Origin of the sequence: uncultured Psychroserpens sp. (assembly GCF_947494225.1) — a bacterium.
GTDB lineage: Bacteria > Bacteroidota > Bacteroidia > Flavobacteriales > Flavobacteriaceae > Psychroserpens.
In genome coordinates, this window is sequence record NZ_CANLUG010000001.1 from 529,077 (window position 1) to 548,205 (window position 19,129).

Here is a 19,129-nt window from a genome sequence, read left to right on the forward strand (position 1 = left end):
TTTAGTTATCTATTAAGGTATTAAAATGAAGAAAATACTCGTCATATTCTTGATGTTTACTCAACTTTTGTGTGCTCAAAAGGAAATGACTCATGAGGTATATTTTGAAACCGATAAGTATGATATTCCGCCTACCGAACATTACCGATTACTGTTGTTTTTATCGGAAATAGAAGCCTTAGATATTCAAAAAGTCTCTATTTATGGATTCACCGACGATCGAGGTAGTGATTCATACAACATGGTATTATCTCAAAATAGAGCTAACTCTATAAAAACTATTTTTTCGAATAATGAGTTTGACGAATCTATCATTACAAACGTTGATGGTAAAGGAGAAATACTACTGAAATTAGTTAAAGAAGAGGATATTCATAAAATTAGAGGCCTTAATAGAAAAGTTGAAATTATCGTTCAACCTTATAATCCGCCTAGAGTTCAAAAAGTTGTAGAAGAAAAACCAAAGGTTGAAGACATTATTAAAGGTGAATTAAAAGCAGGTGATAAATTCACTTTAGATAACATTTTGTTTAAAACAGGTTATAGTAAATTACTTCCTGAATCTAAACCAACATTAGAAAGTATCGCAAAAGCCTTAGTAGAACGAGAAGATATTTATTTTACAATTCAAGGCCACGTATGTTGTACCCAAAACAGTAGAGATGCTATAGATCGTAAAACTAAAAAACGTAATCTTTCTGTGGCCAGAGCAAAATATATTTATGATTATTTAGCTAAAAAAGGCGTAAGTACAAAACGTATGAAATATGTTGGTATGCGCAGAAAATTTCCGTTAGGTGGTGAACCAAAATTTGATCGTCGTGTTGAGATTTTAGTCACTTATGTTGGTGAGAGTAATTAGTCTTCTATAGACATTCCGAAACATAAAATATAGCCGTCAATATCTTCTATTTCAAAATCACGATTTCCATATTCTGTATCCAATTAACACTAAAGCCAAGTTTATCGATATAAAATTTAACTGAAGCTAAAACATCTTTAACGATAAACTGTGGTGCTATCCTATTTATTTTATGCTTTATAAATCATATCAATATGTGGAATCCCATCTTCAAGGTACTCCTCTCCCACTTCTTGAAATTCAAGCCTATTATAAAAGCGTGTTAAATACACTTGTGCCGAGATTTTTATTGTAGATGTATTATATTTTAATTTCACGGCATTAATAGATGCTTCCATAATATCATAACCATACTTATGAGTGCGTTCTTTAGCATCAACCACTACTCTACCAATACTAGCGTTTTCAAAATAATCACCTGGTTTAAAAATTCTAGTATAAGCAACAACCTTACTGTTTTTATAACCAATGACATGCAATGCATTTTGATCTTTACCATCTAAATCCTGATATACACAATCCTGTTCTACAACAAAGACTTCACTTCGTAATTGAAGTATATCATAGAGTTCTTGAGTGGATAACTCTTGGAAGGTTTTTACAGTAATCTCTATCATGAATTTAGATTAACAAGATACTGGAATTTTATTGACACGGTTTTGATGACGACCACCTTCAAAATCTGTATTAAGAAACGTATCAACAATTTGTATGGCTTGTTGTAATGCTGTAAAACGTGCTGGAATACAACAAATATTAGCATTATTATGTTGTCTAGTAAGTTCAGTGATTTCTTTGGTCCAACAAATACCAGCTCTCACTTTCTGATGTTTATTTGCGGTCATAGCCACACCATTAGCGCTTCCGCAGATTAAAATTCCGAAATCTACTTTTTGATTAGCAACATCATTAGCCACGGGATGTACATAATCTGGATAATCGACACTATCACTTGAGTTTGTACCATAGTTATTAACCATAAAACCTTTAGCTTCTAAATGTGCTACAATAGCTTGTTTATACTCGGTTCCTGCGTGATCGTTACCTATTGAAATGGTCATAATTTTAGGGTGTTGTTTAAAACCTTAAAGTTAATAATTGCTTATAAATAAATCGAAGGATAATGTAGTTAGTTATTCATAATATATAAGTTTGAATCGTAACTATTAATCTTTAAAAATCAAGCGTGTTAACTTCTTAGGTGTTTATACCTCATTACTTGTTAATATCTATTGGTAAGATTGTAAAACTTTTTCTTGTATGTGTCATCTTTTTTTTAAAGCAAAAACTGAAACATTAAAACCTAAAAAGTTAGTCCTTTTTTTTAGTCAAGTTATGAGCATTGTATTTAGGAGATACCAACACTAAAATAATAAATACTTATTAAATTTTAGTTGTCAACAGTGGTTATGAACAGTTGTTAATAGAACTATGAATTCTATTTAAAATAAGGAGTTTAGTAAAAGAACTAGTGTTCATTACTTATGCAATAAATCTGATAAGTCATATATCAAAGTAAAGTTTAAAAAAGTTATACTAACTATTAACAAGCTATAATAACCATCATTTTATTTTTAAATTTTTAAAAGAAAAAAGATGATATGTATATATATGTTGATAAGTAAAAAGTGTCGTTAATCTTTTCTACCTTTATAAGAAAATAGTGTGGTTATGAATATTATTAAATTTCTTTTCTTTTTACTATGTCCATTTTTAATTTTTGGACAAGTTCAAATTGGTGGAGATATTGATGGTGAAGCAGAATTTGATCGCTCTGGAGATAGTGTTAGTTTGTCTTCAAATGGTAATTTTTTAGCTATTGGAGCTACTAGAAATGACGGAAATGGTAGTTTATCTGGCCATGTTCGTATCTATGAAAATCAAGCTGGTGTTTGGACTCAAATAGGAAATGACATTAATGGTGAAGTTTCTGGCGATTTATCAGGAAATAGTGTGAGCTTATCGTCTAATGGTTTAATCGTAGCTATAGCTGCTCAAAGTAATAATGTTAATGGAAGTAGTTCTGGTCATGTAAAAGTGTATCAATATAATGGCATTGATACTTGGGTGCAAATGGGTCAAAATCTTAATGGCGAAGCTCAATTTGATGAATTTGGTAGCAGTGTAAAAATCTCGTCTAATGGCCAAATAATTGCTATTGGTGGCAGAGGTAACGATAATAATGGAAATAATTCTGGGCATGTAAAGGTGTATCAATACAATGGAATTGATGCTTGGGTTCAAATAGGAAATGATATTAATGGTGAAGCTTCTGGTGATTTATCAGGTAGTAGTATAAGTTTGTCCTCAGATGGCACAATTGTGGCTATTGGCGCGCCTTCAAATAATAATTTTGTTGGACACGTAAGAGTATATCAATATGATCAGGTAGATACTTGGGTGCAGGTTGGTAATGATATTGATGGTATAGCTTCTGGTGATATTTTTGGTAGTAGCGTAAGTTTGTCTTCAGACGGCTCTAGAGTAGCTATTGGTGCGCCTGAAAGTAATTCAGTTAGTATACAATCCGGTCAAGTAAGTATTTATGAAAATCAAACTAATAATTGGATTCAAATAGGTCAAAATTTAAATGGCGCATCTGATTTTAATTTTTTTGGTGCTGATATAAGTTTAGCTTTAAATGGTAATGTTTTAGCTGTAGGTGCTCCAGGAAATGACATAAATGGAAATGTTCTAAATACAGGTAGTACAAGTATTTATAGATTTATAAATAATAATTGGACACAAATCGGACAAGATATTTATGGTGAAGCAGATGGCGATCTCTCAGGAAGCGCGCTTATGTTGGTTTCAAATGGTAGTATTTTAGCTGTTGGAGCTACCGAAAATGATGATTCTGGCTCTGGATCAGGACATGTAAGAGTTTTTGATTTAAATCTAATTTTAAATACTGAAGATTTTGAATTATATCCATTTAAATTATACCCAAACCCAGTTAAAAACCAATTCACAATACAATTAGATGCTTCGGTTCAATTAAAAAAAGTATCTGTTTATAATACCTTAGGTCAAGAGGTGCTAATTTCCGAAAAACCTATAGTAGACACGTCAACCTTGGCACCCGGAACTTACATTGTTGAAGTTTTAACCAACAAAGGAAAAACATCTAAAAAACTTATAAAAGAATAACTTTAAAGCCTTAATACAATCAAATAAAGACCTGTAAATTTTACAGGTCTTTTTCATTAATTTAACAGTCTCTAAACACGATTAAAAAATTAAACCGTAGATTTGCACAAACTTAATATCTTCACTCCTCCTTATATTAAGTTTTTTAAAGACTGAATTCCTAACACTTTTAGGAAATGAAAATGATTACAAATTATAATGACAAAAAAGAAAAAAAGGAAATCCAAAAAAGGGATTTCAAACCTTACAAATACAATTCTTAGTATTTTAAAAAAAGATAGAAACCAATCCTTTAATTATAAACAAATTGCTGCTAAACTTGGTGTTAATGACGCTAGTAGTAGAAATCAAATTATAAAAACTCTAGCCAAACTTGCCGCTAAACAAGAGATTGAACAAATAGATCGTGGCAAGTATAAAGCTATTATTAATACCGAGTATCATATAGGAATTATGGATATGGCTTCTCGAGGATCTGGTTATATTATTAGCGATGATTTTGATGAAGATATCTTTATTGCTTCCAATAATATGAATAAGGCCTTAGATGGCGATGAAGTAGAATTTTATGCTTACAAACGAAGAAAACGTGGTAAGATAGAAGGTGAAGTTACCAGTATTGTAAAGCGTGCAAAAACCGAATATGTAGGTGTCATACAAATCCATAAAAACTATGCATTTGTAATTCCAGACGGAAATAAAATGCATACCGATATTTTTGTTCCAATTAATAAAACTAATAAAGCCGAAGAAGGCGATAAGGTATTAGTTACTTTAGAAGATTGGCCAGAAAAAGCCGATTCTCCATACGGAAGAGTCTTAAAAGTTTTAGGAAAGCCTGGCGAGCATAATACAGAAATTCACTCCATTCTTGCAGAGTATGGTTTACCTTACGAGTTTCCTCATGAAGTCGAAGCATATGCAAATACCTTAGATACATCAATTACAAAAGAAGAAATCGCAAAACGTCGTGACATGCGTAAAGATTTAACCTTTACAATAGATCCTAAAGATGCGAAAGACTTTGATGATGCTTTATCCTTTACAGTTTTAGACGATGGTTTGTTTGAAATAGGTATTCACATTGCAGATGTGTCGCATTATTTACAAGAAGGTACGGTTTTAGATGATGAGGCTTACGAACGCGCCACATCGGTATATCTGGTTGATCGTGTGGTACCAATGCTTCCTGAAATATTATCAAATGGAGCTTGTTCACTTAGACCACATGAAGAGAAGTATACGTTTTCTGCAGTGTTTAAAATGAATGATAAAGCCGAAATTAAAGACCAATGGTTTGGTAGAACAGTTACGTATTCTGATGCACGTTTTGCTTATGAAGAAGCACAATCAATTATAGAAACGAAATCAAATACAATACCTAAAGACGTGTCTTTAACAGGTAAGACGTATCAAGCAGATCAAGCTATTGCTGATGCTGTTTTAAAACTAGATGAATTAGCTAAAATCATGCGTCGAAAGCGTATGAGTACAGGAGCTATTTCGTTTGATAAAGTTGAGGTTAAATTCAATTTAGATGAGGATGCAAATCCAGTTGGTGTGTATTTTAAAACGAGTAAGGATGCTAATAAACTCATTGAAGAGTTTATGTTACTAGCTAATAAAAAAGTGGCCGAATTTATCGGAAAACAAAAGAAAACATTTGTGTATCGTGTACATGATGAACCAGACGATAGTAAATTAGCAGCATTGCAAAATGTTGTAGGTCGTTTTGGTTATAAACTCAATTTTAAAGACCGAAAAAGCATCTCTAATAGTTTAAATAATTTATTGAAAGATGTAAATGGTAAAAAAGAGCAAAACCTTGTAGATACTTTAACTATTAGATCTATGAGTAAAGCAGAGTACACCACTCATAACATTGGTCACTATGGATTAGCGTTTGATTATTATAGTCACTTTACGTCACCAATTCGTCGTTATCCAGATGTTATGGCACATCGCTTATTACAACATTATTTAGATGGTGGAAAATCGGTTAGTGAAGACATTTATGAAGATAAATGTAACCACTCGAGTACTATGGAAAATCTAGCAACTAAGGCTGAAAGAGATTCTATCAAATACATGCAAATCCGTTTTATGGAAGATCATAAGGATGAAGAATTTGTAGGTGTTATTTCTGGAGTGACAGATTGGGGAATTTATGTAGAAATTATTTCTAATAAGTGTGAAGGTATGGTAAGTACGCGAGATATGACTGATGATCATTACGAATTTGATGAAGATCACTATGCACTTATAGGTAAAAATTCAAAAACCATGTATCAGCTTGGAGATGAGGTTGTAGTAAAAGTTAAGAACACAGATCTTGTTAAAAAACACTTAGATTTTACGCTTATCGGCAAACATGGTGAAAACTCGTAAATACTTATATGTAATTATCTCATAATTTTGTGTTGTAACATTTCAGAAAAAACAACTACCAATTAAAAAAAGATATAATTATGATTCTAACCACAACAAATTCTATTGAAGGTTTTAAAATTGTTGAATATAAAGGCATTGTAACAGGAACATCTTCTGAATTAAAAACAAAGTTTTCTTTTAAAACTGAAAAGAACATGACAATTATAGAAGATCTTATGAATGAAGCTAAGGAACAAGCATTTCAAAAAATGCAAACCAATGCTCAACATTTAAATGCTAATGCTGTCGTTGGAATTAGTGTTGATATCGAAACTGTTGGTGGTTCTTATTTCTTTGTTTCTGTAACCGGAACGGCTGTACATGTAGCTTAAAAATGGGTTTAGATACTGTAGAATTAATCATGACGGTTGAAGATCTTTTTGAGATTCAAATACCAGATAATCATGCCGAAAATATTGCTACTGTACAGCAACTGGCAGATTATGTTTTTGAAAAAATAAAGACGAAACCCACTTATGAAAACATGCCTAAAAAAGAATTTGAAGAACAGATTCTTAGACTAGTAGAAAATCTTACTGGAATTCCATACGAGGAGATAGATATGAGCGCGTCTTTTACTAATGATCTTGGTATGGACTAAATTTGTTATAAGTGTAACAATTATTCGACTATATCATCTGTTATATAGATATCAAACGTAAATACTATTAAAACACAACACTATGAAAACCTTTTTAACCCTCGCATTAATATTAGTTACTTCTATAACAACAGCTCAAAACCCAAAAGAAAAGGGCGTTGGAGATTTTAATGAAGTTAAAGTTTATGACTTAATTGCTGTTAATCTAGTGAAATCAAACGAAGCTAAAGTAGAAATAACAGGAGATGATATTGATGACGTTGTGGTTATTAATAAAGATGGGAAATTAAAAATTAGAATGAAAACTGATAAGAGTTTTAATGGCGATCGTACGTTTGTAACTGTACATTATAAAACCTTAGACGTTATTGATGGAAATGAAGGTGCATTTATCACATCTAACGAACTTATAGAACAAAATCAAATAGAACTAAGGGCACAGGAAGGAGCGCACTTAAAAGTAGGCTTAGACGTTGATCAAGTAGATATAAAAGCCGTTTCTGGTGGTATTGTAGAAACAAGAGGTAAAGCTATTTCTCAGGATATTACACTTAACACTGGTGGCGTTTATGAAGGTAAAACCTTCGAAACTAAAAACACATCTGTAAATATAAAAGCAGCTGGAGAGGCCGATATTAATGCGTCTAAAACAGTAGATGCACGCGTTATTGCAGGTGGTGATATTTATATTTATGGAAACCCAGAAAACATTAAAGAAAAAACAACTTTAGGCGGTCGAATTAAACGTATGAACTAATCTGTTTGCTAAACGCATTGAGTACGCGTCTTTTTTATTAGTTTTGTAGGAAAGCTATTTCCTATATGTTTGATGATATTTTAGCAGCTATTCCCTTCGGAATTATCCTAGCATTTACTATTGGACCAGTATTTTTTGTACTGCTGGAAACTAGTGCTACAAAAGGATTTAGAAGCGCTTTAATATTTGATTTAGGTGTTATTTTAGCCGATATCGTCTTTATTTTATTAGCGTTTTATAGTACCAATAACCTTATTGATAAAATTAAAGATGACCCCAACTTCCTTATTTTTGGAGGGATACTTCTTGCGGTCTATGGTTTTATTTCTTTTATAAAGACGTCTAAATCTTTTAGATCTATTGTGAAAGAATATCATCGTGTTGAAATTCAAAAGAATGCCTACGGAAAACTATTTATAAAAGGGTTCTTGCTTAACTTTATTAATATTGGAGTATTACTCGGTTGGCTTGGTTTTATTGTTATAGGAAGTACTATTACTGAATCTGAAAATGGCGTGCTTATTTTTATTATCACAATGCTGACGGTTTATTTTTTAACAGATTTAGTGAAAATTGCTTTGGCAAAACGATTAAAAAATAAATTAACACCACGACTCATTTTCAAAACTAAAAAAATCGTTGCTTTAGTGATTTTAGGTTTTGGAATTCTATTATTAACCCAAGGTTTGTTTCCAGAACTTTATGAAAAAAGTAAAGAACAAATTGAGCGTGTTAATCCTATTGGTAATTAATTCTAATTACAGTGCAAAACTCGACTAAAAAAACGCTTACATTTCCAATTAGAATAGCATTAATCCTTCTAGTTTGCGCCATATTATTTAAGGTCCAACACTGGCCTTATGCTAGTCAATTGTTATTAATGAGCACTATTCCATTAGCGCTATTATATAGTCTACGGTTTTTAAACAAAAAAGAAAAAAAACGTATTGATATTGTAAAACTAGGATTGGTTCTTGTATGGACCATAAATATCATCTTAAAAACGTACCACATTAACTTTATAGCCTATGGCTTTGAATTGGTCTTATTTGTTCTTTTTGTCTGGTGGTTTATTGAAGATGGACTACGCTACTTTTCAAAGCGAAAATTTATAAATAATGGCTTTATAAAGTTCTTTTATTATGGGCTTTGTATTCTGACCATAACATTAATTTTATGGGGCACACTCTTTAAAATCCAACATTGGCCTTATGGTTCATTAATTTTGACATTTGGGTTTTTATTTTTAGTTATGATGCTCATAGTTGATTATGTTGTAATTAAAAGATCTTAACACCTCATAATGTTATGAATAACGAAGATATTTTATTAAAAGAACGTCTAAGGTTTTGCAAAAACTGTGTTCATAGAAAAAACAATTTGCAAACAGGTATTCTTTGTGGACTTACGGACCAAAAACCAGATTTCGATAGGTTTTGCAAAGATTACGTTGAAAACACAGCTGTTATAGAAAAAGAACGCGCTAGAGACCGAATGAAGCTCAATAGAAGTTCTACTTGGATTACAGCTTCTGTTGTAATTTCTATTGTATTGTTAGGGTTAAAAGTAGCACGATCGGTTGCACGATACAATAAAAATAACAATCCGCCAGAGCAATCACAATACGATAAATATTTTCAGGAACAACAAGAAAAAGCCTATCAAAGGCGACACCATGTTAATACTATTAATTATTTAAGTGATAGAAATAGACAGGCACATTTCAGTAAGAAACTAATTGAAGATACTGTAGTTGTTTTAAATAAAAAGATGACACTTAAATTACCAGATGGCTTTTATTTATCTATCGCAGATGATGATACACAGTTACCTGTTAGAGCAACCTCTAGAGGGTATTATTTTATTTATAACAAAGTGGATAAAAATGTAGACGAATCCCTTTTCCAGCAATGGAAGACGTTTAGAAATCGCTTAATTAGGCAATATCCTTCTAGTGAATTAAGCGTTAGTAATATTGACTCTTTAACCACTTCTGAACAGATTGATAGAGTGGATTTTGAAATTAAAAATAAGGTGGACAACATTATCGGTGTAGCAAGAATTATAGACCATAATAACGAACGCTATTTTTTTCAATTGATCTCAGACTCTAAAGGTGCAAGCTATTCTCAACTCTATAGGTTTTTAAACTACTATGTTAAGATTAAGAAGTAATCTGGCTGCATAAAACAAAAAAACCTTCAGTAATTACTGAAGGTTTTAGAGGCATCTAGCGGATTCGAACCGCTGTACAAGGTTTTGCAGACCTCTGCCTAGCCACTCGGCCAAGATGCCTTGTTCGTTGTTACTCACAAACGAGGAAGGCAAATGTATAAAAAATTACCATTTTACACTATAAACCCTTAGTTTTTTCGTCTTTTGGTCATTTTTATCGTTACGCTTTCTACATCACCACCAATAGGAGGGTTAAGTTTACTTACGCTTACAGTAGCTTTTTTAACTAATACATCCTCTTTAAAAATACGGTCTAATATACGTTTTGCAACGGTTTCTAAAAGTTTAGATGCCTGCTCCATTTCCTCTTTAACAATCTTGTTTAAAAGCACGTAATCAACAGTATCACTCAATTTATCGGTTGTTGCTGAGGTTTGTAAATCGGCTTTTACTTCTAAATCAACGCGATAATCACTACCTATTTTAGTTTCTTCTTTTAAACAACCATGATGTGCAAATACACGAATATTCTCAACTTTTATGATTCCCATATACTAGTTTTATAAAAGCAAAGTTATTTAAAAAAAGAATGTAATTTTATCAAAAACAATTTCATGCAAATTGAATTTTCTTTTTCATCAGTTGTAGATATTCTTTCCATAGCTACAGCATTTATGTTAGGCTTATTATTTTTAACGATAAAATCTAAGAACAAAAGAGCAAATATATTTTTATGTTTATTTCTATGGAGTTTAACCGTAGAGGTTTATAATGCATTTTCTCACAATTTTACCGAAACAATTACTCCTGTATTAGAAACGACTTTATTTACAATTCTTTTTTTAATATTGTACGTAAACCTTACCATAAATAATACTTTTAAAAAGTGGTTTTTAGTGCTATTTATTCCCGGAATTCTATTAAATATTGTTTTCTTTTTTAACAATGAAATGGACGATTTTAGACCTTTAGAGTATCTATTTAATATAGGCTTATTACTTTACATTTTAAAAATTTTAAAACAACACAAAAACCATGTCACTAACTATTATTCAGATTTAGAACATAAAACACTGTCTTGGATCAAGGCCATAGTTTTTGTTTTTTTAGGATTTCATGTGTTTTGGATTACAGAAGATATAATTGCGTTTCAGAATGAAGATATTGCGACGCATTTTGCGCTACTATCTTCTATTCTAACGCTTTTTATGATATATTGGATTGGTTATAATGGCTTTTCGCAATCTGAAATTTTTAAAAACAAATTATTCACAACTACAGAAGAGATAATACAAGTTAAAAATGAAATAGCGCCGTCTTCCGATGAAACAAACGATAAGTTTGAAAAACTTAAAGAGAAAATCATTTCAGATAAACTATTTACAAATACAGAATTGAATTTACGCAGCTTATCCGAATCTTTAGGCGTTAAGGAAAAAGAACTTTCAAGCCTCATCAATACGCACGCTAAGACTAACTTTTATCAGTTCATAAACCATTTTCGGGTGGATGAATTTAAACGACTATTACAATCTCCCAAAGCGAAACAATTGTCAATTCTTGGTTTAGCTCAAGAAGCTGGTTTTAAGTCGAAATCAACATTTTATACCGCTTTTAAGTCTATAGAAGGAATGACGCCAAAAGCTTTTGAGTTGTCTTTAAAAATGTCCGAATAGACGCCATTCGGACTTGCTGCTGCGCATAATGATTAACATTGGTCGTTAGTTTGTTACTCATTTAAAAGTAATCCTTAAATCAAAACAATTATGAAGCAATTATTTTCAATAACAGCAGTGTTAATGTTAACAACAATCTTGAGTTGTACATCTTGTTCTAGCGATGATAGTACAACAACTACAACAACAGAAACTATTAATTCAGGAAACGATCCTAACTTTAGCATTGTGGCTAATAATGATGGTATTTTGAGTTCCGCAAATAGAAAAGTGGTGGTTTTCGGTATAGATATTTATGCCGTTTCAGATGTATCAAATGCCAATTTGTTGCATGCTGCAAATGTGATGGCACAATATTTAGATAACGATGAAGATGGCACACCAGATAACCAAGCTGTGGTAGACCAAATGACAGCTAATCAAGCATTTTTATTCATGTGGGCATCAGAGAATGATTTAGATAACATCGACTTTCCAAATGGAAGAGAAGGACAAGATTTAGGTAACGAAGAAACAAACCCCACATATGTATCTAGTGGGCTAACAGGACGCTTTGATGCGGCTTTAGAAGAAGTTTGGCATATTATTACGCATGCAGGCTACTCTCAGGTATATCCTAATGTGTTTGGAGAACAAGCAAGTTCTCAACTTTCAAATGCTATGGACATCGCTAGAGGCGGACAATTTACAAGCATTCCTAATCCTTATCCGGCTGGAGCTTGGTATACCTATGATGACTCCACGTGTGATTATAATTGTATGAATACAGAATATTTCTACTGGGCAATGACATCTATTTTAGGTGCACAGGCTACAGATACTCGTTTAGCTGAAATTCAACAAGAATGGGATTTAAACACACAGGCTTTAGTACAGAATACAGATACTGAGGTATATGGATTACTTACTGATGCGCAGTATAATTTGCCAACTGTGTTACCAGATGGAACCTATAGACAATAATGCAAAAGGGAACTCAGGAAACAGTTTAGAGTACATTAGTAATATTTTAAAGCATGTGGGAAACTTCAATTTAGTGATACAACCATTAATTTGTATTGTTTTTTTGTAGGGTTTTAAAACCTCCACTTGTTATATTAATAAGAACTTTTTTAAAATAGATCGTAATTCACCACTGAAGAAGACATTGGAATTATGATTTAGGAAAGTTTTATGTGAAAAGCATATACTTCAGTAATTACCTTAAGGGTGTTACAGATGTATATGCTTTTTTGGTTTAAAATCATATTAATTTTAAAATTTAGATAAATGAACAAAATGAAGATTCTAAGAGTGATTACAATTTTATTTACAACAGTTTTAGTTAGTTGTAGTAGTGATGATGATGGTAATACAAACCAAATCGAACAAAGACAATTCGGTATTTTTAAAGTTTTAGATGATGATACAACCATAGAAATGGATGGCACTATTGGGAGTTCGTCTTTAGACGATTTCAATAATTTAGAAGCTGAATTTCCTAATGTTGATAGAATACAAATTAAAAATTGTGACGGTTCATCCGATGACACAATTAATTTGCAATTATCTTTAAAAGTACATCAAAAAGGAATGAATATTCGTTTAATGGACAATGGTCTAATAGCTTCAGGTGGTGTAGATTTTTTCTTGGCTGGTATTCAGCGTACAAAAGGTGTAAACACCATGATTGGTGTACATTCATGGTCTGATGGTAGTGGTACAGAGGCCACAGATTTTCCTGTGGGTCACGCCAATCATTTACCATATATTAATTATTATATGAATATCGGGTTTAGTCAACAATGGGCAGAAAGTTTTTATTATTTTACGATTAATGCTGCGCCAGCAGATTCTATTCATTGGATGACCGAGTTAGAAATAACGGAATATGATATACTAACGCAGTAACCAAAAAGCTAAAAAAATGATAATACAAAAAAGTTAATTTTTAACTGGCGGAAAATACGCAACAGAAAACCGCTTCCTCACGTATTAAAATAAATGAAACTTTCTTTTTCAAACCCTTTCAATCTCATGATTTGGAACGGGTTTTTTATATACATATCTCACTTAATTTCTATAACTTTGCCTATTATTTTAAAAGCATGTCTGAAGAAACAAAATCGCTCAATTTTATAGAGCACATCATTGAAGAAGATATACAAAACGGATTGTCAAAAGATAAACTTCGCTTTCGCTTTCCACCAGAGCCTAATGGATATCTTCATATTGGTCACACTAAAGCTATTGGAATTAGTTTTGGTTTAGGTGAAAAATATAAAGCCCCAGTTAACCTTCGTTTCGACGATACAAATCCAGCAAAAGAAGAACAGGAATATGTGGACGCTATCAAGAGAGACATTGCTTGGTTAGGCTACGAATGGGCTAACGAATTGTATTCTTCAGATTATTTTCAAACACTTTATGAATGGGCTGTTCAACTCATTAAAGATGGGAAAGCCTATGTAGATTCTCAAACCAGCGAAGCTATGGCAGAACAAAAAGGAACTCCAACCCAACCAGGTGTTGATGGGCCTTATCGCAATAGAAGTGTTGAAGATAATCTCAATTTATTTGAGCGAATGAAAAACGGCGAGTTCGAAGAAGGCGAACACATTCTCCGAGCTAAGATAGATATGCAACACCCAAACATGTTGATGCGCGACCCATTGATGTATCGTATTCTAAAAAAACACCATCACAGAACAGGAAATGATTGGTGTATTTATCCTATGTACGATTGGACTCATGGAGAAAGCGATTATATCGAACAAATATCACACTCTTTATGTTCGCTTGAATTTAAGCCGCATAGAGAACTGTATAACTGGTTTAAGGAACACGTATATGGTTATGCGTCAAAAGAACTTCCGATGCTTCCTAAACAACGAGAGTTTGCGCGATTAAACTTAAGTTTTACCATTATGAGTAAACGTAAATTACTTAAGTTGGTAGAGCAAGGCATTGTCTCAGGTTGGGATGACCCAAGAATGCCTACAATTTCTGGATTAAGACGTCGCGGATACACACCAAACGCTATTAGACATTTCATTGAACGTGTTGGTGTGGCTAAACGAGAAAACGTTATCGACGTATCATTATTAGAGTTCTGCATTCGTGAGGACTTAAATAAGTCGGCGCCTCGAGTTATGGCTGTTTTAGACCCTATAAAACTTATTGTTACAAACTACCCTGAAGGAAAAGAAGAATGGCTAGAAGCTGAAAATAACCCAGGAGACGAAACCGCTGGGTCGCGACAAGTGCCTTTTACAAGAGAACTTTATATTGAACGTGCCGATTTTAAAGAAGAGGCAAGCAGTAAGTTCTTTAGACTTAAATTGGGGAGTGAGGTTCGTCTGAAAAACGCTTACATAATCAAAGGAGAACATGTTGTAAAAGATGCTAATGGCAACATCACCGAAATACACTGTACCTATTCAACAGATACCGAAAAGAAGGTTAAAGGCACACTACATTGGGTCTCTATAAAACACGCTATAAAAGCTGAGGTTAGAGAGTATGATCGTTTATTTATGGATGAAGCTCCAGACAGTCATCAGGACAGAGATTTTATGGAGTTTATCAATCCTAATTCTTTAAAAACAATAGAAGCCTTTGTAGAGCCAAGTTTGGCAGATGTGTCTATTGGCGATCGTTTTCAATTCCAACGTCTTGGTTATTTTAATGTTGATGATGATAGTACACCAGAACATTTAGTGTTTAATAAAACGGTAGGATTAAGAGACTCTTGGGCAAAACAAAAACCAAAGCCTCAACAAAACCAAAACCATAATAAACCACAACAGCAAAAGCAACGTCCTGCAATTGAAGTGATTAAACAGCTAGGAAAAAAGTACACCAATCTTCCTGAAGCGAAGCAAGAAAAGTCGAAAGCTGAAATTTTAAAACTTGCTGAAGAAGTAAGTTATGATGACCTACAACCTTTATTCAATACTGCTACTAAAAAAGTAGGAACGCGTATTGCAACCATGATTGCCTTGGGCGTATTACTTAAAAATGGCCTGCAGCGTAATGATGATATCAACAGCTTTATTGCAAAAGCTCTAGAGGATAAAAATGAACTTTTAGTTAATGAAGCTAGCGCTTTATAAATACTAAGACCGATAGTTTTAACAGCCTCAAAGGATTTCTCTTTGAGGTTTTTTTGTACATTTAAACGTACTAACTAAAAAATTTAAAGATTATGGATACATTACCTATTACCCCTTTAGCAATACCTGTTGCTGCTGTTGCAGCTTTAGTTATTGGAGCTATTTGGTACAACCCTAAAGTTTTTGGAACAGCATGGATGCGTGCAGCAGAAATGACTGAAGAGAAAATGAAAGGCGCTAATATGGGCATTATTTTTGGCTTATCATTGGTTTTTGCAGCGCTGTTAGCAGTCTTACTCATGCAATTTACCAACCACCAATGGGGAGCCTTAGGCATGGTTGGTGGAGAACCAGAAAATGCAAAAGCGTCTTATGAGACGTTTATGGGAGATTACGGAAATGCTTTTAGAACATTCAAACATGGCGCGCTTCATGGGACTATTTTTGGAGTTTTTGGTGCCTTACCAATTATTGGAACGATCGCATTATTTGAACGCAAAAGCGCAAAGTATATTTTTATTAATGCAGGATACTGGATTGTAACACTAGCTGTAATGGGAGCAATACTTTGTGGATGGAATTAAAATTTTTATAAAGAATTAACACTTTTAAAGGCTGAGAATTGTAATTTTCAGCCTTTCTTTTTCGCATTGATAGACTTTAAATTATACCATTCGGTTGCCGACCTACCTGAGACTTGGGATAAACTTCCTGTTGAAGACGTTTTCTTAAAAACACCTTTTTTAAAGGCTTTAGAGGGTTCTAGTCCAACAAATATTTCAACCTACTTTCTTGGTGTTTTTTCTTCGGAAAGATTAGTTGGTATTACCACGATACAGCGCGTTGAAATGTATTTAGATGACGTGTTTAGAAAAACGTCCAATCAGTTTTTTAAACGCTGCGGAAAGGTGCTTATTTCAAAAATTGTAAAAGGTAATGCACTCATTATAGGGAACCTTATGCATACAGGTCAACATGGCATGTACTTTGATGCCGAAGCTATAACACAAGATGAGTTTTTAAACACCATTTCAGAAGGTATCGATGCCCTAACAAAAACAATTAGGCAAACATTTGATAAGAAGATAAGAATCATTGGTTTCAAAGATTTTTTTGAGGATGACCCGATTCATAAAAGCGAGTTATTTTTCAGAAGGCAAAAACTATATAAAGCTCAGGTACAACCAAATATGATTTTTACGGTGAGACCAGACTGGAAATCACCTGAAGATTATATCAATTCTTTCAATAAAAAATACCGCAGACGCTATAAAACTGCGCGAAAGAAAAGTAAAGACATTCAATGTAGGGAACTAGGCCTTGATGAGGTTAAGGTGGTTTCAAATGAGCTCTACCAGTTGTACCAAAATGTATCAGATAATGCTGGGGTTAATTCGTTTAAACTCCATAGCGACCATTTTTATAGTTTAAAATTTCAGCTTAAAGAACGTTTCAAATTGTTCGGTTATTTTATAGGGGATCAGCTCGTTGGGTTTTATACATTAATTTTAAATCACGATAAACTTGAAACCTATTTCTTAGGCTATAAGCAAGAGCTTCAGCATCAGCACCAAATGTATCTCAATATGCTCTTTGATATGGCTTTTTTTGGTATCCAGCATCAATATAAAGAGGTTGTTTTTGCTAGAACTGCAATGGAAATTAAGAGTTCAATAGGAGCAAAGCCACATCCAATGCATATATACTTAAAACACACCAATAACGTCATTGCAAACACTGTTTTGAAACTTGTAGTTAAGTATGCTAATCCGGTTAGAGAATGGGATGAGCGCCATCCTTTTTCATAAAATTGCAGACCTTCTGTTTGTATAACGTGATTTTTCCGACTGAAGTACAAAACACAAGGTCATGAAAAAAGCATTCTATATTGTATTTGTTTTGCCATTTCTTACATTTTCGCAAGACATGAATAACGACAAACTCAACGACATTTATACTTCTGTTAGTGATTCAATTCAAGGTAATAAAGGAGCTTGGCAGTTTTTTGTCAAAGATGTTCAGTTGGTGTCATTTACGGATACCAACCACAATAGGATGCGTATTATTTCGCCAATAGCAGATGCAAATGTACTTGATGACGACTTGCTTAAAGCTGCTCTAGTAGCAAATTTTCATACGGCTTTAGATGTAAAGTATGCTGTTTCGGAAGGTATTTTATGGGCTGTTTTTATTCATCCACTAAAAGAATTATCAGATCACCAAGTAAAAGATGCTGTGAGTCAAGTGTATCATGCCAATGTGAATTTTGGGACAAGCTTCGCTAGTACAGCACTAACATTTCCTTGGAAAGGAAAAGAAACTAAAGAGCCAGAAAAGAAAAAGAAAAACTCCAAAAAGATTAAAATCTAATAAAAAACCCAGAAACAAGTGATGTTTCCAGGCCGTTTTAGAAATCAATATTGGTCTATTCTAATTTTTTCTTTTTAGCATTTTTCATGGCTTCACCAATTTGATTACTTGCCGTAAAGCTCGCTACCATATCGTTAAGCATTTGACTTCCTGCTTGAGGTGAATTAGGTAACAGTATTAAGTTACTATTTGTTTCTTGACCTATAGATTGTAATGTATCATAGTGCTGTGTTACTACAATTAACGCTGACGCCTCTTGGGAGTTGATACCAACTTTATTTAATACTTCAACAGATTCTTCTAAACCACGAGCAATTTCACGACGTTGGTCTGCAATACCTTGTCCTTGTAAGCGCTTACTTTCTGCTTCAGCTTTTGCTTTCTCTACAATTAGAATACGAGCAGCATCACCTTCAAATTGCGCAGCCGTTTTTTCTCTGTCTGCGGCATTAATTCTGTTCATGGCTGCTTTTACCTGTGCATCTGGATCAATATCTGTTACTAAGGTTTTTATAATATCATAACCGTATTCCATCATGGCATCATTTAATTCAGACTTTACAGCGATTGCTACATCATCTTTACGAACAAAAACATCATCTAATTTCATTTTTGGCACTTCGGCACGTACAACATCAAATACATATGATGTGATTTGATCGTGTGGATAGTCCAACTTATAGAAGGCGTCATACACCTTGTCTTTGATTACTTTATATTGCACAGATACTTTTAGACGCACAAATACGTCATCTAAAGTTTTGGTTTCGATAATAACATCTAACTGTTGAATTTTTAAACTTAATTTGCCTGCAATGCGATCTACTAATGGGATTTTAAAACGCAACCCAGATTGACGAATCGCTTCAAACCGACCAAAACGTTCAATAATAGCTGCCGTTTGTTGCTTAACAACGAAAAATGCCGAAATAATTATGATTAAGGCTAAAAATATAAAAGGGATGTAATAAATATAATTTTCCATATAATTTTTTTTAATGGTTAGATAAAATA

The 19,129-nt window shown here is 33.1% G+C and carries 20 protein-coding genes, 1 tRNA gene and 1 pseudogene; 16 read left to right on the forward strand and 6 right to left on the reverse strand.

What is annotated here, in order from left to right; genetic code table 11:
• Positions 1-25 precede the first annotated feature (25 nt).
• Positions 26-862, forward strand: coding sequence for an OmpA family protein (locus Q0893_RS02350; protein ID WP_298901156.1), 837 nt, complete (start codon positions 26-28; stop codon positions 860-862).
• 46 nt (positions 863-908) lie between these two features.
• Here the strand turns inward: Q0893_RS02350 and Q0893_RS19575 are convergent, their stop codons facing one another.
• From Q0893_RS19575 to rpiB, 3 genes are read right to left on the reverse strand one after another with little or no spacing between them, the layout of a single operon-like run.
• The gene (locus Q0893_RS19575) at positions 909-1,043 is read right to left on the reverse strand and encodes a VOC family protein (protein WP_367180635.1); all 135 of its coding nucleotides are present in this window, start codon (positions 1,041-1,043) and stop codon (positions 909-911) included.
• Complete coding sequence (locus Q0893_RS02355; RefSeq protein WP_298901155.1) at positions 1,033-1,479, reverse strand: GNAT family N-acetyltransferase; 447 nt, start codon at positions 1,477-1,479, stop codon at positions 1,033-1,035. The genes Q0893_RS19575 and Q0893_RS02355 overlap by 11 nt, the downstream gene beginning before the upstream one ends.
• A 9-nt stretch (positions 1,480-1,488) precedes the next feature.
• Positions 1,489-1,923: a ribose 5-phosphate isomerase B gene (gene rpiB / locus Q0893_RS02360; RefSeq protein ID WP_298901154.1), complete on the reverse strand. Its 435-nt coding sequence runs from the start codon at positions 1,921-1,923 to the stop codon at positions 1,489-1,491.
• Between the two features lie 610 nt (positions 1,924-2,533).
• Here rpiB and Q0893_RS02365 point away from each other — a divergent pair.
• The 8 genes and pseudogenes from Q0893_RS02365 to Q0893_RS02400 all read left to right on the forward strand — a co-directional run bounded on the left by Q0893_RS02365 (position 2,534) and on the right by Q0893_RS02400 (position 9,975).
• Positions 2,534-4,012 (forward strand): T9SS type A sorting domain-containing protein, encoded by a 1,479-nt coding sequence (locus Q0893_RS02365; RefSeq protein WP_299272221.1) that lies wholly within the window; start codon positions 2,534-2,536, stop codon positions 4,010-4,012.
• A gap of 198 nt (positions 4,013-4,210) precedes the next feature.
• Positions 4,211-6,400 (forward strand): ribonuclease R, encoded by a 2,190-nt coding sequence (gene rnr, locus Q0893_RS02370; protein ID WP_299272222.1) that lies wholly within the window; start codon positions 4,211-4,213, stop codon positions 6,398-6,400.
• A gap of 80 nt (positions 6,401-6,480) precedes the next feature.
• Positions 6,481-6,774, forward strand: coding sequence for a heavy metal-binding domain-containing protein (locus tag Q0893_RS02375; RefSeq protein WP_298901151.1), 294 nt, complete (start codon positions 6,481-6,483; stop codon positions 6,772-6,774).
• Positions 6,775-6,782: 8 nt separating this feature from the next.
• Positions 6,783-6,887: pseudogene (locus Q0893_RS02380) on the forward strand (acyl carrier protein); the annotation flags it as partial.
• A gap of 238 nt (positions 6,888-7,125) precedes the next feature.
• Positions 7,126-7,800 (forward strand): head GIN domain-containing protein, encoded by a 675-nt coding sequence (locus Q0893_RS02385; RefSeq protein ID WP_299272224.1) that lies wholly within the window; start codon positions 7,126-7,128, stop codon positions 7,798-7,800.
• Between the two features lie 65 nt (positions 7,801-7,865).
• On the forward strand, positions 7,866-8,552 hold the full coding sequence (locus tag Q0893_RS02390; RefSeq protein WP_298901149.1) for a LysE family transporter: 687 nt from the start codon (positions 7,866-7,868) through the stop codon (positions 8,550-8,552).
• A 128-nt stretch (positions 8,553-8,680) separates the two neighbouring features.
• Positions 8,681-9,094, forward strand: a complete 414-nt coding sequence (locus tag Q0893_RS02395) for a hypothetical protein (RefSeq protein ID WP_299272226.1) — start codon at positions 8,681-8,683, stop codon at positions 9,092-9,094.
• 14 nt (positions 9,095-9,108) lie between these two features.
• Positions 9,109-9,975: a hypothetical protein gene (locus Q0893_RS02400; RefSeq protein WP_299272228.1), complete on the forward strand. Its 867-nt coding sequence runs from the start codon at positions 9,109-9,111 to the stop codon at positions 9,973-9,975.
• A gap of 49 nt (positions 9,976-10,024) precedes the next feature.
• Here Q0893_RS02400 and Q0893_RS02405 read toward each other — a convergent pair.
• A tRNA-Cys gene (locus Q0893_RS02405) sits at positions 10,025-10,095 on the reverse strand.
• A gap of 68 nt (positions 10,096-10,163) precedes the next feature.
• Positions 10,164-10,526 (reverse strand): dihydroneopterin aldolase, encoded by a 363-nt coding sequence (gene folB / locus Q0893_RS02410; RefSeq protein ID WP_299272229.1) that lies wholly within the window; start codon positions 10,524-10,526, stop codon positions 10,164-10,166.
• A 63-nt stretch (positions 10,527-10,589) separates the two neighbouring features.
• On the opposite strand from folB, the gene Q0893_RS02415 reads away from it, so the two are divergent.
• The 7 genes from Q0893_RS02415 to Q0893_RS02445 all read left to right on the forward strand — a co-directional run bounded on the left by Q0893_RS02415 (position 10,590) and on the right by Q0893_RS02445 (position 18,115).
• Entirely contained in the window at positions 10,590-11,651 is a 1,062-nt protein-coding gene (locus Q0893_RS02415; RefSeq protein WP_299272231.1) for an AraC family transcriptional regulator, read from the forward strand.
• Positions 11,652-11,741: 90 nt separating this feature from the next.
• Positions 11,742-12,614, forward strand: a complete 873-nt coding sequence (locus Q0893_RS02420) for a hypothetical protein (protein ID WP_299272233.1) — start codon at positions 11,742-11,744, stop codon at positions 12,612-12,614.
• 306 nt (positions 12,615-12,920) lie between these two features.
• The gene (locus Q0893_RS02425; RefSeq protein ID WP_299272234.1) at positions 12,921-13,541 is read left to right on the forward strand and encodes a hypothetical protein; all 621 of its coding nucleotides are present in this window, start codon (positions 12,921-12,923) and stop codon (positions 13,539-13,541) included.
• Between the two features lie 197 nt (positions 13,542-13,738).
• Positions 13,739-15,745: a glutamine--tRNA ligase/YqeY domain fusion protein gene (locus tag Q0893_RS02430; RefSeq protein ID WP_299272236.1), complete on the forward strand. Its 2,007-nt coding sequence runs from the start codon at positions 13,739-13,741 to the stop codon at positions 15,743-15,745.
• 92 nt (positions 15,746-15,837) lie between these two features.
• Complete coding sequence (locus Q0893_RS02435; RefSeq protein ID WP_299272238.1) at positions 15,838-16,329, forward strand: DUF1761 domain-containing protein; 492 nt, start codon at positions 15,838-15,840, stop codon at positions 16,327-16,329.
• 66 nt (positions 16,330-16,395) lie between these two features.
• The gene (locus tag Q0893_RS02440) at positions 16,396-17,553 is read left to right on the forward strand and encodes a GNAT family N-acetyltransferase (protein ID WP_299272239.1); all 1,158 of its coding nucleotides are present in this window, start codon (positions 16,396-16,398) and stop codon (positions 17,551-17,553) included.
• 61 nt (positions 17,554-17,614) lie between these two features.
• Complete coding sequence (locus Q0893_RS02445; RefSeq protein ID WP_298901138.1) at positions 17,615-18,115, forward strand: hypothetical protein; 501 nt, start codon at positions 17,615-17,617, stop codon at positions 18,113-18,115.
• Between the two features lie 55 nt (positions 18,116-18,170).
• Here Q0893_RS02445 and Q0893_RS02450 read toward each other — a convergent pair whose 3' ends face one another.
• A complete protein-coding gene (locus Q0893_RS02450; RefSeq protein ID WP_298901137.1) occupies positions 18,171-19,100 on the reverse strand; it encodes an SPFH domain-containing protein in 930 nt (309 codons plus the stop codon).
• Positions 19,101-19,129 lie beyond the last annotated feature (29 nt).